The following is a 14,560-nucleotide window of genomic DNA, read 5'->3' as shown; positions in this document are numbered from 1 at the left end:
CGCCGGTGATCCACCAGGTGGGCAGTGCGACAGAGCGTTCTGTGGACAAGATTACGAATGTTTCGAGCTGCATTCCGAATGTTCCGGGAACCTATGGCTTGGCAGTAGCTTCGTCAAGAGGTCGCGCGGGGATACGATCGCCGCCATGACACCCTCGGAGCCCGCAGAAACGCGGACGGAAACGCGGCCGACGCAGACCGCCACCCTCGCGGAGATCGCCCGTGAGGCCGGCGTCTCGGCGCCGACTGTTTCGAAGGTCCTCAACGGCCGTGCCGATGTCGCCCCCGCGACCCGCACCCGCGTCGAGGACCTGCTGCGCGCCCACGGCTACCGGCGCCGGCGTGCCGAGGCCACCCGCTCGCCCCTGATCGACCTCGTCTTCCACGAACTGGAGAGCGCCTGGGCGATGGAGGTCATCCGGGGCGTGGAGAACGTGGCGCGGGACGCCGGGCTGAGCGTGGTGCTGAGCGAGAGCGCCGGCCGGCTCACCCCCGGCCGGACCTGGGCCGACCAGGTCGCCGCCCGCCGCCCGCACGGGGTCGTGCTGGTGCTGTCCGGGCTGGACGAGTCCCAGCGGGCGCTGCTGACCAGCCGCTCCATCCCGTTCGTGGTGATGGACCCGGCCGGTGACCCGGGCGCCGACGTGCCGTCCATCGGGGCCACCAACTGGCAGGGCGGGCTGGCCGCCACCCGGCACCTGGTCGAGCTGGGGCACCGGCGGATCGGGGCGATCAGCGGGCCGTCGCAGATGATGTGCAGCCGGGCCCGGATCGACGGCTACCGGGCGGCGCTGGAGACGGCGGGGCTGCCGGTCGACGCCGGCCTGATCAAGACCGGGGACTTCCACCACGAGACGGGCTACCGGCTCGGCCGTGAGCTGCTCGACCGGCCCGACCGGCCCACCGCCGTCTTCGCCGGCAACGACCTGCAGGCCCTCGGCTGCTACGAGGCCGCCCGTGAGCTGGGGCTGCGCATCCCGGAGGACGTCAGCGTGGTCGGCTTCGACGATCTGCCGGTGGCGCGCTGGGTGGGGCCGCCGCTGACGACCGTACGGCAGCCGCTGACCGAGATGGCGGAGGCGGCGGCCCGGCTGGTGCTGGAGCTGGGGCGGTCCTCCGCGCGGGAGGCGCCGGCGGCGACGCGGGTCGAGCTGGCGACGAGTCTGGTGGTGCGGGCGAGCACGGGGGCGCCGCCGCTCCCGTAGGTCTCCTGGGGCGGGCGTGGCCGGAAGGTGATGTATTGACGAGTGTGGTGGACGCCTCCACACTCCTCCGAAGTCAATCGGTTGCACGACCGAAACTTTCGGAGGCACCCGCAATGAGATCCTCCAGCTCGTCGTACCGTTCCTTCCGTGCACGTCTCGCCGCCCTGCTCGCCGGAGCGGCCACCGTCGGTGCCCTGCTCACGGCGGTCGCGCCCGCCGCCCAGGCCGCCGACACCCCGCTGCGCGACCTCGGCGCCGCCAAGGGCAAGGTCATCGGTACGGCGGTCACCGGCTCCAAGCTGACCGGGACCTACGGCGACCTCGCCGGGACGCAGTTCGGCTCCCTGACCCCCGGCAACGCCATGAAGTGGGGCTCGGTGGAGCCGACCCAGGGGAGCTTCAACTGGGCCGAGGCCGACCAGATCGTGGCCTTCGCCCAGGCTCACGGCCAGCAGGTGCGCGGCCACACCCTGGTCTGGCACAGCCAGAACCCGAGCTGGCTGACCAACGGCAGCTGGACGTCCGCCCAGCTGAGCACCCTCCTGCAGAACCACATCACCACCGAGGCCGGCCGCTACCGGGGGAAGATCGCCGCCTGGGACGTGGTCAACGAACCCTTCAACGAGGACGGCACCTACCGTTCCACCCTCTGGTACGACGGCCTCGGCGCGGACTACATCGCCAACGCCCTGACCTGGGCGCGGGCCGCCGACCCGGCCGCCAAGCTGTACATCAACGACTACAACGTCGAGGGCGTCAACGCGAAGAGCACCGCCCTGTACAACCTGGTCAAGTCGCTGAAGGAGCGCGGGGTCCCGATCGACGGGGTCGGGCTCCAGGCCCATCTGATCCTCGGTCAGGTGCCCTCGACGCTCCAGCAGAACATCCAGCGTTTCGCCGACCTGGGCGTCGACGTGGCGATCACCGAGCTGGACATCCGGATGGCGCTGCCGGCCGACAGCACCAAGCTCGCCCAGCAGAAGGCCGACTACAAGGCGGTCACCGCCGCCTGCGTCGCGGTCGCGCGCTGCGTGAACCTCACCGTCTGGGGCTTCGCCGACTCGGACTCCTGGGTGGACAGCACCTTCCCGGGCTACGGGGCGGCGACCCCGTACGACGCGAACTACGCGCCGAAACCGGCGTACTACGGCATCGCCGAGGCCCTCGGGGGCACGACCACACCGCCGCCCACCGGGGCGTGCACGGCGGTGTACGGCGTGGGCAGCCAGTGGAACAACGGGTTCACCGGGAACGTCACGATCTCCTGCTCGGGGGCCTCGCTGTCCTCCTGGAAGGTGACCTGGACGTACGGCGCAGGCCAGCAGATCACGCAGGCGTGGAACGCGGCCTGCACCCAGTCCGGGGCGGCGGTGTCGTGCGTGAACGCCTCGTACAACGGGTCGGTGCCGGACGGGGGTTCGGTGAGCTTCGGGTTCAACGCGAGCTGGAGCGGCAGCAACCCGGTGCCCACGGTGACACTGGGCTGAGGCGCAAGGGGCCCGAGGTGACGGCGCGCTGAGAATCGTGAGATTTTCACGAGAAATGCCGCCGCCGTGGCCGGTCCTAACAGTCCGCTAATAATCCGGACCTACGTTCCTCCCCGTGACGCGACACGAGGAGCACGGCGAAGACGGCAGAAGAGCGGGCCGGCGGCCGAGAGTGCTGAAGGCCGCCGGCCTCACGCTGGCCGCCGCCCTGGTGCTGGGCACCGGGACGGCGGGCTGGGTCTACTGGCACCTCGACGACAACATCAAGAGCGTCGACATCGACAGCGCGCTCGGCGACAACCGCCCCGCGAAGTCGGTCACGACCCCCACCCCCTCGGGCTCGGCGTCCGCCTCGGCGTCCCCGCCGCCCACCGGGGCGGTCAACATCCTGGTCCTGGGCTCGGACTCGCGCAGCGGCGAGGAGAACCAGGAACTCGGCGGCGGCGACAGCTCCGGCGCCCGCTCCGACACGGCGATGGTCGTGCACATCGACGCGGGCCGGACCAGCGCCACCGTGGTCAGCATCCCGCGCGACACCCTGGTCACCCGCCCGTCCTGCCCGCTGTCCTCCGGCGGTACGTCGGCGGCGGCCTACGGCGTGATGTTCAACTCCGCCTACTCGCTGGGCGGGCCGGTGTGCGCGGTCAAGACCGTCGAGGCGATCACGGACGTCCGTATGGACCACTACATGGAGGTCGACTTCTCGGGCTTCGCGAAGCTGGTGAACGCGCTCGGCGGGGTCACCGTCACCACCGACGAGGACATCGACGACGACGACAGCCACCTCCACCTCGCGGCCGGCACCCATCATCTGAACGGCAAGCAGGCCCTCGCGCTCGCCCGCACCCGGCACGGCATAGGCGACGGCAGCGACCTCGGCCGGATCAAGCTCCAGCAGAAGCTGGTCAAGGCCCTGCTGGAGCAGATCGCCGCCACGAACCTGCTGACCAGCCCCGGCAAGCTCTACGAGGTCGCCGACGCGATCACCGGCAGCCTCACCACCGACACCGGCCTGAACTCCCTCGCCGAACTGACCGCACTCGGCCGGAGCCTGGAGGGCCTGACCGCCGACCAGGTCGAGACGGTCACCATGCCGGTGGTCACGGCCCCCTCCGACCCCAACCGGGTGGTGGCCCAGGAGCCGGCGGCGAGCAAGCTCTGGACGTCGCTGAAGTGAGTCACGGCCGGCCGCGGGAGGCCGGGTGATGTACCGAAAGGGTGCCCGGCCTGCGGAAACGCCGGACGGGAAGACTTTCTCGGAAAATCCTGGCGCGGGTGTCGATCCCGCCGTCTCCCGTTCGACGCAGGGGTGAGAGGCGGGGAGAGGCCCCGCCCGCGAGACTCGGCACCGTACGAGTGCACCGCACGAGTCTTCCGTCCCGAGGGAGTCACCATGCCCCGTTACCTGTCGCTCGTGAAGATCGACGAGGCCTCGGCCCCCGCCGAGGGTCCCAGCCCCGAGCTGATGCAGCGGATGGGCGAACTGATCGAGGAGGTCACCAAGGCGGGCGTCATGCTCGACACCGCCGGGCTCACGCCGTCCGCGCAGGGCACCCGGGTGCGCTGGGAGGGCGGGCGGATCTCCGTCACCGACGGACCCTTCACCGAGTCCAAGGAGGTCGTCGGCGGCTACGCGCTCATGCAGTGCAAGGACATGGCCGAGGCGATCGAGTGGACGAAGCGGTTCCTGAAGGTGCACGAGGACTTCTGGACCGTGACCTGCGAGGTGCGGGAGATCGCGGAGGGCTGAGCGTTCCGTTTGGCCGGGCGGCGCACGGGGTGTTCGATGGTGGGTTGTGGAACAGCAGCCCGCCGTCGCCCCCCGCGCCTCCGCCGCCATCGAGACCGTCTTCCGTCTGGAGTTCCCCCGCGTCGTCGCCGCCGTCACCCGGGTCGTCCGGGACGTCGGCATCGCCGAGGAGCTGGCGCAGGACGCCCTGGTCGCCGCCCTGGAGCAGTGGCCGGGCGACGGCGTGCCGGACAACCCGGGCGCCTGGCTCACCACCACCGCCCGCCGCCGCGCCGTGGACCTGGTCCGCCGCCGCGAGAACTACGCCCGCAAGCTCCAGGAGATAGGCCGCACCCTGGAGACGACGGCTCCCCCGCAGGAGCCCTCGGGCCCCGACGACATCGACGACGACCTGCTCAGGCTCGTCTTCACCACCTGCCACCCGGTGCTGTCCCCGGAAGCCCGCACCGCCCTGACCCTGCGCCTGCTCGGCGGCCTCACCACGGCCGAGATCGCCCGCGCCTTCCTCGTCCCCGAGCCCACGGTCGCGCAGCGCGTCGTGCGGGCGAAGCGGACCCTGGCCACGAAGAACGTCGCCTTCGAGGTGCCGTACGGCCCCGACCGCGAGGCCCGGCTCGGCTCGGTCCTCGACGTGATCTACCTGATCTTCAACGAGGGGTACGCGGCCACCGCGGGCGACGACCTGCTGCGCCCGGCGCTGTGCGAGGACGCGCTGCGGCTGGCCCGGCAGCTGGCCGCGCTGATGCCGAAGGAGCCCGAGGTGCACGGCCTCGTCTCCCTGCTGGAGTTCCAGGCCTCCCGCACGGCCGCCCGCACCGCCCCCGACGGCACCCCCGTCCTCCTGCGGGACCAGAACCGCCGCCGCTGGAACCGCATGCTCGTGGGCCGCGGCATCACCGCCCTCGACCGGGCCGGCGCCACCGCCGCCGGCGCCCCGGGCCCGTACGCCCTCCAGGCCGCCATCGCCGCCTGCCACGCGCACGCCCCCGCCTACGAGGACACCGACTGGGCCGCCATCGCCACCCTGTACGGCCTCCTGGCCGCCCGCGCCCCGTCCCCGGTCGTCGAACTCAACCGCGCGGTCGCCGTCTCGATGGCCGACGGCCCGGCCCCCGCCCTGGAGATCGTCGACACCCTGGCCGCCGCACCGGCCCTGCGCGACTATCACCTCCTGCCCAGCGTGCGCGGCGATCTGCTGCTGCGCCTGGGCCGTGCGGGGGAGGCGAGGGCCGAGTTCGAACGGGCCGCGGAGCTGACGGGCAACGCCCGGGAGCGGCAGCTGCTGCTGGCGCGGGCCGAGGCCTGTGACGCGTAACTCTGTTCCCCAGAAGCGCTGTTGAGCACTAAAGTGATCCAGTCGCTGTGGAACGGCTGTGCGGTCGACGGGGGAACCTCTCAGGGGAGAGACGCCGACCCGGCCTGCTCGCGGCACTTCTGACTATGTGATCCGTGATCCGTGATCCGTGGGGGTCGACAACTTGAGACTGTTCACGCGCCGCCGTGCCGCGGCGCTCGCCACCGCGGCGGCGCTCGCCGCCGTGGGCACCCTGGCCGTCGCACCCGGTGCCGCCGCCGACGACGCCGGGCCCTGGCCCGGCACCGAGGGCAGGATCCTCAACGACGGCGGACTGCTGATCGACCCGGCCACCGGCTCGGGCACCCAGATCCCGCACGTCGACACCTACGCCACCTGGGCGCCCGACGGCAGCCGGGTGATCTCCGCCTGGAGCCAGGTCTCCAGCGTCCGCCCCAACGGCACCGGGAAGATCACCCTGCCCTGGGCGGAGGGGGTGCGCTCCAGCGCCGCGTACGAGGACCTGGCCTTCTGGTGGGGCGGCCGCTACGTCGTCTTCTCCACCGGCGGCCAGATCGTCTACGGCCCCTCCGACGGCTCGTGGGCACCCCGTCCGCTGCTGACGGCGTCCCAGGAGCCGGCCACGGTCTGCGACAGCGAGCCGAGCGTGAGCTCCACGGGCCTGCTCGCGTTCGAGCGCCGCACCGGCGACTGCACCGGCACCCCCGCGGTCCACGTCTACGACGGCGCCGCGCGGACCGTCCGGCGCGTCCTCGCCGACGCCGAGCAGCCGGCCTACTCCCCGGACGGCACCAAGCTGGCGTTCGTCCGCAAGGACACCGACGGCATCCCGCAGGTGTTCACGGCGAACGCGGACGGCACCGACGCCAAGCAGCTCACCACCGGCCCGCGCTGGTACGCCAACCCGTCCTGGTCGCCGACCGGCACGCGGATCGTCTTCGACGCCCACACCTCGCCGTACAGCAACGACGTGCACACCATCGAGTACGCCGACACCGCCACCGGCGCGCTGACGGCCGTCACGGACGCCTCGCGCAGCAGTTCCGTCAACAACCCCAGCTGGCAGCCCCTGCGCAGGAACGGGGTCGGCCGGGTCTGGGGCACGGACGCCTACGCCACCAACATCGCCTCCTCCCGCTGGACCTGGAACACGCTCGGCGAGAGCGTGCCCGGCCTGATGAACGCCAAGTCCGCCGTGCTGGTCAACCGGGACGACGCGGCGTACGCCGTCACCGCGCCCGCCCTGGCCGGCAAGAAGCAGGGCCCGGTGCTGATGACCCCGAGGTCCGGGCTGTCGTCGGCGGTGAAGAAGGAGCTGAAGCGGGCGCTGAAGCCGGGGAGGACCGTGTACCTGGTCGGCGGCACGTCCGTCCTCAGCGGCACGGTCGCCACGCAGCTGAAGTCCCTCGGCTACGTCCCGAAGCGGGTGTCCGGCGCGGACCGTTACGCGACCTCGGTCGCCGTGGCGAAGGCCGTCAGCACCACCCCGAAGTACGTCTTCCTGGCCGGCGGCACCGAGTACCGGGCGGCCCTCTCCGCCGCGGCGGCGGCCGGCGCCGACGGCGGCAGCAGCGCGGGCGGTGTCGTCCTCACCAACGGCACGAAGCTCACCGCGTCGGTGAAGTCGTACCTCAACAGCCTGAACCCCGACAAGACCATGATCATCCCGGTCGGTTCGGCGGCGAAGTACGCGCTCACCCACACCGGCTTCTCCCGGTGGCCGTCGACGTACTCCTACTACCCGGTGCCGGGCGGCACGGACGCGGCGATCTCGGTTAACCTCGCCAGGTTCTGGTGGTCGGCACCGAGCCAGACCGCGCTCGCCTACACCGGCCAGTGGCGTGACGGGGTGTCCGCGGCCGGCGCCATGAACGTCTTCGGACCGGTCCTGTGGACCACCCGGCCCGCCCTCTCCGCCGAGGTCAAGAACTACCTGCTGCGGGAGTCCGCGAGCACCGGCTTCACGGCCGCCTTCGGCAACACCGGCGCGGTCACCCCGCAGGCGCTGGACACCGTGGGCGCCTCGATCAGCGCGGGCAGCAGCTACTTCGACTACCGCCCGTACTACAACGGCGTCATCCCCGCGAGCACGCGGGCCGCGACGTTCGCGCTGCGCACCAACGACGGCCAGGCCGCCACGGTGGAGCGGACGGGCCCGGTCGGGGCCGACCCGAACATGGAGCCGCTCAAGACGGCCCACCGGCAGTAGCGACCGTCCGTGCGGGGGCCCCGACGAGCATCGTCGGGGCCCCCGCCACGCGGGTCAGGAACACGGTCGCGGAGTTCGGCCCGTGCCCCTTGGGCAGCACCTTCCTGCGCAGCTCCTCCGGCTCCACGGCCGACCCCCGCTTCTTCACGGTCAGGATCCCGACCTCGCGCTCGCGCAGCAGCGCCTTCAGCTTCTTCACGTTGAAGGGGAGCTGGTCGGTGATCTCGTAGGCGGAGGCGTACGGGGTGGGGCGGAGGTCGTCGGCGGTGACGTACGCGATGGTCTCGTCGATCAGCCCGCCGTCCAGGTCCCGGGCCACCTCGGCGACGAGATGGGCGCGGATGACGGCGCCGTCGGGCTCGTAGAGAAAGCGGCCGAGCGGCCGGACGGCGGGGTCGGGCAGCCCGGTTCCGAGCAGGGTCCGCGGCCCCGGCAGCAGCGTCGCCCGCACGGCCCCCGGCTCGGTGCCGAACCACAGCACCGCCTCCTTCACGTCCCCGCCGTCCGAGATCCACTCGGCCTCGGCCTCGTCCGGGACCGCCTCGTGCGGCACACCGGGCGCGATCTTCAGGGCGGCGCGGGGAGCGGAGCGGGCGGCCGACACGGCCCAGGACAGGGGCGGGGAGTAGGCCTCGGGATCGAAGATCCGCCCACGCCCCCCACGCCGCGCCGGATCGACGAACACGGCGTCGTAGCCCCTCGTGTCCACCTCCGTCACGTCCGCCTCCCGTACGTCCACCAGGCCGGCGAGCCCGAGCGCGTCCGCGTTGGCCCGCGCGGCCGCGGCCGTCAGTGGATCTCTGTCGACGGCCAGGACCCGGATCCCCGCCCGGGCGAGGGCGATGGCGTCCCCGCCGATCCCGCAGCACAGGTCGGCGACGGAGGTCACCCCGAGCCTCCTCATCCGCTCGGCCCGGTACGCGGCCACGCTCGCCCGTGTCGACTGCTCGACGCCGTGGGGCGTGAAGAACATCCGCCCGGCGTCCTCGGCCCCGAACTTCGCCACCGCCCGCTGCCGCAGCCGGGCCTGTCCGAGCGCCGCCGACACCAGCTCGGCGGGGTGGTCGCGGCGCAGCCGCGTGGCGACGGCGAGCTCATCGGCGGGGGCGGTCCCCCGCACGGCGTCGAGGAGGGCGCGGCCCTCGGGGGTGAGGAGCGGGGCGAGGTCGTTCACGGGGTCATTGTCGGTCAGGGGAGCGCCGCGTGGTGCCGCGGCCGGCCCAGGCCCGCCGTCACCTGGGCCGCCGCTCGCCGCCGCGGCCCCGCACCCCGGCAGCCGGTCCTCCTGTGGTCCGGTCGGTGGACGGGGCGGCTCCGGCGGCGGTGTCGGGGCGGGTCCCGGGGCCGGGGCTGGGAAGATCCGGCGCCATGGGATCTGTCGTACAAAATGACAAAAATGACGCTGATGGGCAGGGGGCGGGCTCCGGGCGGGAGGAGGGGGCCGCTGTGGGTGGCGCGACCGGCGGGGCGACCGGTGGTGCGACCGGTGGTGCGACCGGCGGTGCCGGGTGGACCGGGGGCCCACGGGCCGGTGTGAGGGGGCCGGGTGACGGGGGGCGGGGGGCCGGGATGCGGGGGTGGGGAGACGGGCGCCGGCGGGCCGGAGTGCGCGGGCGGGGCGGTGGGCGCCGGCGGGCCGGGGTGCGGGGTGGCCTCGCGCTGCTGGCCGCGACCGCGATCGTGGCGGGCTGTGCGGAGGGCGGTGACCCGGCGGGCGCCGGGACCGACCCCGACCCCGCCCCCGGCCAGCAGGCCGGAGAGGCCGCGCCCCAGGTCCGCGCCCTCCACTCGTACGCCGACCGCCTGCGCGCCGAACAGACGGCCCGGGTCGCCGCCGCCCGGCGCTGGGGCCTGAGGAAGGTCCCGCTGACCCCGCCCGCCCCGCCCGCGAAGAAGCCCGGGATCACCACCCGGGACGGCTTCGAGGTGCGCGACCACGGGGAACTCGGACTCCCGCCCGTCTTCACCACCGTCCCCACCAGGGACAAGGTCGTCTTCCTCACCATCGACGACGGCGCCGAGAAGGACCCGGGGTTCCTGCGGATGATGCGCGAGCTGAGGATCCCGTACACGGCCTTCCTCAGCGACTACCTCATCCGCGACGACTACGCGTACTTCAAGAGGATGCAGGCCGCGGGGGTGACCCTGAACAACCACACCCTCCACCACCCCTACCTTCCCGGCCTGTCCTACCGGCGGCAGCGCGACGAGATCTGCGGCATGCAGAAGGTGATCCGCGAGCGGTACGGCAGGAGCCCCACCCTCTTCCGGCCGCCCTACGGCAACTACAACCGCGACACGCTGATCGCCGCGAAGTCCTGCGGGGTGAAGTACGCCCCACTCTGGGACGAGGAGGTCTTCGCGGACCACTGGGAGTACCGCGAGTGGGACCGGGACCTCCACCCCGGCGACATCGTCCTGAGCCACTTCCGCGGCCGGGGCGACTGGAAGGGCACCATGCCCGACATGGTCCGGCGGTTCCTGAACAAGGTCACGGAGAAGGGGTACGCGGTGGCACGCCTGGAGGACTACCTGTGAGGACGCGGGGGCTGGTGGCCGTACTGCTGGCGCTGACGGTGACGGCACTGGGCGGCTGCGCCCAGTCCGTCGACCCGATCGAACGGCTGGGCAGGAAGGCGGCGGAACGGGTGCGCCCGCAGGCCCCGGCCACCGGACGGGCCCACCACCGCCGGGCCCCGTCGGCGGCGGCCCCCGCACCCGCCCGGTCCTCGGGACCGCTGGCCGGCAGCCCCGCCCGGGCGGCCCTCCCGCCGGTCGTCGACCACATCCCCACCCGCGACAAGGTCGTCTTCCTCACCTACGACGACGGCGCCGAACGCGACCCCCGCTTCGTCGACATGGTCCGCGAACTCCGCCTGCCCGTCAGCGTGTTCCTCACCGACAGCGTGGTCGGCCCCGGCTACGGCCACTTCGCCCGCCTGCGCTCGGTCGGCGCCACGCTCCAGAACCACACCCTCGACCACGCGGCCCTGCGCGGCCTCCCCTACGCCGGACAGCGCGCCGAGATCTGCGGCCAGCAGGAGAAACTCCGCTCCCGCTTCGGCCTGCGCCCCCGGCTCTTCCGCCCGCCCTACGGCACCTACGACACCACCACGCTGCGCGCCGCGGCCGACTGCGGCATCGCGGCCGTCGTCCTGTGGCGCGCCGCCATGGGCCCGGCCGGCCTCACCTACACCCACGGCACGCCGGACCTCCGCCCCGGCGACATCATCGCCGTCGACCCGGACGAGACGGCCGGACCGGGCCTGCGGGAACGGACGGCACGCCTGCTGCGCCGGGTGCGGGAGCGGGGGCTGACGGTGGGCAGGCTGGAGGACCATCTCCCGGGACTCCTCAGCGCCGGCCGGCGGCCTCCAGCCCGTCCGGCGGTCGGGGAAGAGGGCCGTTCAGGGCCGAAAACCCCACCGACGCGCCGCGGGCATTAGCAGTCCGCTTGACCGAGTGCTAATCACGGTCATAGTCTCGGCTCTGGCACTCCCCACTGGAGAGTGCCAACAAAGCGACGGGCAGGTCCGGCACCCGCGACGACGGATCGACCTGGTCGCCACCTCAGACAGTTAACCCCGTGAGATCTCCGAAGGGGGAGGTCGGATCGTGACGACCGCCAGCTCCAAGGTTGCCATCAAGCCGCTCGAGGACCGCATCGTGGTCCAGCCGCTCGACGCCGAGCAGACCACGGCCTCTGGCCTGGTCATCCCGGACACCGCGAAGGAGAAGCCCCAGGAGGGCGCCGTCCTCGCCGTGGGCCCGGGCCGCTTCGAGAACGGCGAGCGTCTTCCGCTCGACGTCAAGGTCGGCGACGTCGTCCTGTACAGCAAGTACGGCGGCACCGAGGTGAAGTACAACGGCGAGGAGTACCTCGTCCTCTCGGCTCGCGACGTCCTCGCGATCATCGAGAAGTAGTTCACCCGAGCACATGTGATGCTTGACGCTGCGCCCCTGGCCCCCGCGACCACATAAGAAGCCGGGCGCCCGGGGCGCAGTGCCTTTTTCACCCACAGATTTCCGAGAGGGCTCCCGCTGTCATGGCGAAGATCCTGAAGTTCGACGAGGACGCCCGTCGCGCCCTCGAGCGCGGCGTCAACAAGCTGGCCGACACGGTCAAGGTGACGATCGGCCCCAAGGGTCGCAACGTCGTCATCGACAAGAAGTTCGGCGCCCCGACCATCACCAACGACGGCGTCACCATCGCCCGTGAGGTCGAGATCGAGGACCCGTACGAGAACCTCGGCGCGCAGCTGGTGAAGGAGGTGGCGACCAAGACCAACGACATCGCGGGTGACGGCACCACCACCGCCACCGTGCTCGCCCAGGCGCTGGTGCGCGAGGGCCTGAGGAACGTCGCCGCCGGCGCCTCCCCGGCCGCCCTGAAGAAGGGCATCGACGCCGCGGTCAAGGCCGTCTCCGACGACCTGCTCGCCTCGGCCCGCCCGATCGACGAGAAGTCCGACATCGCCGCCGTCGCCGCGCTGTCCGCCCAGGACCAGCAGGTCGGCGAGCTCATCGCCGAGGCGATGGACAAGGTCGGCAAGGACGGTGTCATCACCGTCGAGGAGTCCAACACCTTCGGTCTGGAGCTGGACTTCACCGAGGGCATGGCCTTCGACAAGGGCTACCTGTCGCCGTACTTCGTGACGGACCAGGAGCGCATGGAGGCCGTCCTGGAGGACCCCTACATCCTCATCAACCAGGGCAAGATCTCCTCGATCGCCGACCTGCTGCCGCTGCTGGAGAAGGTCATCCAGACCAACTCCTCCAAGCCGCTGCTGATCATCGCCGAGGACCTGGAGGGCGAGGCGCTCTCCACCCTCGTCGTCAACAAGATCCGCGGCACCTTCAACGCGGTCGCCGTCAAGGCCCCCGGCTTCGGTGACCGCCGCAAGGCGATGCTGCAGGACATGGCCACCCTCACCGGCGCCACCGTCATCTCCGAGGAGGTCGGCCTCAAGCTCGACCAGGTCGGCGTCGACGTGCTCGGCTCCGCCCGCCGCGTCACCGTCACCAAGGACGACACCACGATCGTCGACGGCGCCGGCAAGACCGAGGACGTCCACGGTCGCGTCGCCCAGATCAAGGCCGAGATCGAGAACACCGACTCCGACTGGGACCGCGAGAAGCTCCAGGAGCGCCTCGCCAAGCTGGCCGGCGGCGTGTGCGTGATCAAGGTCGGCGCCGCCACCGAGGTGGAGCTGAAGGAGAAGAAGCACCGTCTGGAGGACGCCATCTCCGCGACCCGTGCCGCGGTCGAGGAGGGCATCGTCTCCGGTGGTGGCTCCGCTCTGGTCCACGCCGCCAAGGTCCTCGAGGGCGACCTCGGCAAGACCGGCGACGAGGCGACCGGTGTCGCCGTCGTCCGCCGCGCCGTCGTCGAGCCGCTGCGCTGGATCGCCGAGAACGCCGGCCTGGAGGGCTACGTCATCACCTCCAAGGTCGCCGAGCTCGAGAAGGGCCAGGGCTTCAACGCCGCGACCGGCGAGTACGGCGACCTGGTCAAGGCCGGCGTCATCGACCCGGTCAAGGTCACCCGCTCCGCCCTGGAGAACGCCGCCTCCATCGCCTCCCTCCTCCTGACGACCGAGACCCTGGTCGTCGAGAAGAAGGAAGAGGAAGAGCCGGCCGCCGCGGGCCACGGCCACGGCCACGCCCACTGACCCGAGGCGCCCTCACCACCCGGCACCACCGATGCCCGGCCCTCCGCACACGCGGGGGGCCGGGCATCGGCGCGTCCGCGGACACCGCGGGTGATCCTCGGACGGGACACCGCCCGCCCCCACGGCTTCGCCGTCAGGTCTCCAGTGCGTCCAAGGCGCCCAGTTGCGCCATCAGGCCCAGGCGGTCGTACTGCCACCAGGCCTCGGCGATCTTGCCGCTCCGGTCGAAGCGGTGGACGGTCGTCCCGGTCATGGTGACCTGCCTGCCGGTCGCCGGGAGGCCCATGAACTCGCCCTTGTGGGCGCCGCGCCAGGTCCACCTGCTGCACACACGGTCGTCCTGGGCGAGCTGGTCCTCGATGTCGAAGGAGAAGTCGAAGCCGCCGCGCCACCTCTCCACCTCGCGGCGCATCGCGTCCATCCCGATGGTGTCCTGCTCGTTGGCCGGATCGTGGTCGTGGTAGTCCTGGGCGAGCAGACCGTCGAGCGGAGGCAGCTCCCCGTGCAGGGCCACCGTCTCGAAGAAGCGCCGCGAGGTCTCCGTGTACAACTTCTCGTCCCGGACGACGTCGAGATCCGTGAACGTGGGCATCTCGTCGCACAGGGCCACCAGATCCCGGAAGATCTTGTCGGTCTCGGGCAGGTTCGAGTTCCGCATCGCCTCCTCGTACGACGGGAACTCCACGATCTCGATGAAGTGCGACGCGTCCGAGCGGTCCTTGCCGACCACCGCGTGCGTCGCCGTCCGCTTCCCCTTGGTCTGTTCGACCCATGTGTCCATCAGCCGGTTCATCTCGTCGAACCGACTGGTCTTGCAGTCGATGAGCTGTACGAACGTCATGACACCGCCTCCGGCCCCCCTGGGTCCGGTCTTCCGACACGCCCATCTTCCCACCGGAGCGCCGACGTCACCCGCTTGCCGG

Annotated in this window: 12 protein-coding genes; 10 read left to right on the top strand and 2 right to left on the bottom strand. The window is 72.0% G+C overall.

Features of this window, described 5'->3' with window-relative positions; all coding sequences use genetic code 11:
* Positions 1-145 precede the first annotated feature (145 nt).
* The 6 genes from ACFY2L_RS17040 (at position 146) to ACFY2L_RS17015 (ending at position 7,965) form a co-directional block, all read left to right on the top strand.
* Positions 146-1,204 (top strand): LacI family DNA-binding transcriptional regulator, encoded by a 1,059-nt coding sequence (locus ACFY2L_RS17040; protein WP_390658180.1) that lies wholly within the window; start codon positions 146-148, stop codon positions 1,202-1,204.
* A gap of 113 nt (positions 1,205-1,317) precedes the next feature.
* The gene (locus ACFY2L_RS17035; RefSeq protein ID WP_390822691.1) at positions 1,318-2,691 is read left to right on the top strand and encodes an endo-1,4-beta-xylanase; all 1,374 of its coding nucleotides are present in this window, start codon (positions 1,318-1,320) and stop codon (positions 2,689-2,691) included.
* Positions 2,692-2,806: 115 nt separating this feature from the next.
* Entirely contained in the window at positions 2,807-3,868 is a 1,062-nt protein-coding gene (locus tag ACFY2L_RS17030) for an LCP family protein (protein ID WP_390822690.1), read from the top strand.
* A 216-nt stretch (positions 3,869-4,084) separates the two neighbouring features.
* Complete coding sequence (locus ACFY2L_RS17025; protein ID WP_390658184.1) at positions 4,085-4,441, top strand: YciI family protein; 357 nt, start codon at positions 4,085-4,087, stop codon at positions 4,439-4,441.
* Between the two features lie 46 nt (positions 4,442-4,487).
* Entirely contained in the window at positions 4,488-5,756 is a 1,269-nt protein-coding gene (locus ACFY2L_RS17020; RefSeq protein ID WP_390822689.1) for an RNA polymerase sigma factor, read from the top strand.
* A 163-nt stretch (positions 5,757-5,919) separates the two neighbouring features.
* Positions 5,920-7,965, top strand: coding sequence for a cell wall-binding repeat-containing protein (locus ACFY2L_RS17015; RefSeq protein ID WP_390822688.1), 2,046 nt, complete (start codon positions 5,920-5,922; stop codon positions 7,963-7,965).
* Here ACFY2L_RS17015 and ACFY2L_RS17010 read toward each other — a convergent pair.
* On the bottom strand, positions 7,943-9,139 hold the full coding sequence (locus ACFY2L_RS17010; protein ID WP_390822687.1) for a methyltransferase domain-containing protein: 1,197 nt from the start codon (positions 9,137-9,139) through the stop codon (positions 7,943-7,945). The two genes, ACFY2L_RS17015 and ACFY2L_RS17010, sit on opposite strands and share 23 nt — an antisense overlap.
* Before the next feature lie 395 nt (positions 9,140-9,534).
* On the opposite strand from ACFY2L_RS17010, the gene ACFY2L_RS17005 reads away from it, so the two are divergent.
* The 4 genes from ACFY2L_RS17005 (at position 9,535) to groL (ending at position 13,637) form a co-directional block, all read left to right on the top strand.
* A complete protein-coding gene (locus tag ACFY2L_RS17005; protein WP_390822686.1) occupies positions 9,535-10,503 on the top strand; it encodes a polysaccharide deacetylase family protein in 969 nt (322 codons plus the stop codon).
* Positions 10,500-11,411 (top strand): polysaccharide deacetylase family protein, encoded by a 912-nt coding sequence (locus ACFY2L_RS17000; protein ID WP_390658191.1) that lies wholly within the window; start codon positions 10,500-10,502, stop codon positions 11,409-11,411. Before ACFY2L_RS17005 ends, ACFY2L_RS17000 begins: the two co-directional genes overlap by 4 nt.
* 169 nt (positions 11,412-11,580) lie before the next feature.
* The gene (gene groES / locus ACFY2L_RS16995) at positions 11,581-11,889 is read left to right on the top strand and encodes a co-chaperone GroES (RefSeq protein WP_039652762.1); all 309 of its coding nucleotides are present in this window, start codon (positions 11,581-11,583) and stop codon (positions 11,887-11,889) included.
* A 122-nt stretch (positions 11,890-12,011) separates the two neighbouring features.
* The gene (gene groL, locus ACFY2L_RS16990) at positions 12,012-13,637 is read left to right on the top strand and encodes a chaperonin GroEL (RefSeq protein ID WP_390658192.1); all 1,626 of its coding nucleotides are present in this window, start codon (positions 12,012-12,014) and stop codon (positions 13,635-13,637) included.
* Between the two features lie 133 nt (positions 13,638-13,770).
* Here groL and ACFY2L_RS16985 read toward each other — a convergent pair whose 3' ends face one another.
* Positions 13,771-14,478 carry an ester cyclase gene (locus tag ACFY2L_RS16985; protein ID WP_390658193.1) on the bottom strand — a complete coding sequence of 236 codons (708 nt, stop codon included), beginning with the start codon at positions 14,476-14,478 and terminating at the stop codon, positions 13,771-13,773.
* Positions 14,479-14,560: the final 82 nt, after the last annotated feature.

It is taken from the genome of Streptomyces sp. NPDC001381, assembly GCF_042895685.1.
GTDB lineage: Bacteria > Actinomycetota > Actinomycetes > Streptomycetales > Streptomycetaceae > Streptomyces.
The sequence above is the reverse complement of the archived record's forward strand: the minus strand, read 5'-3'. Positions and strand labels throughout refer to the sequence as shown.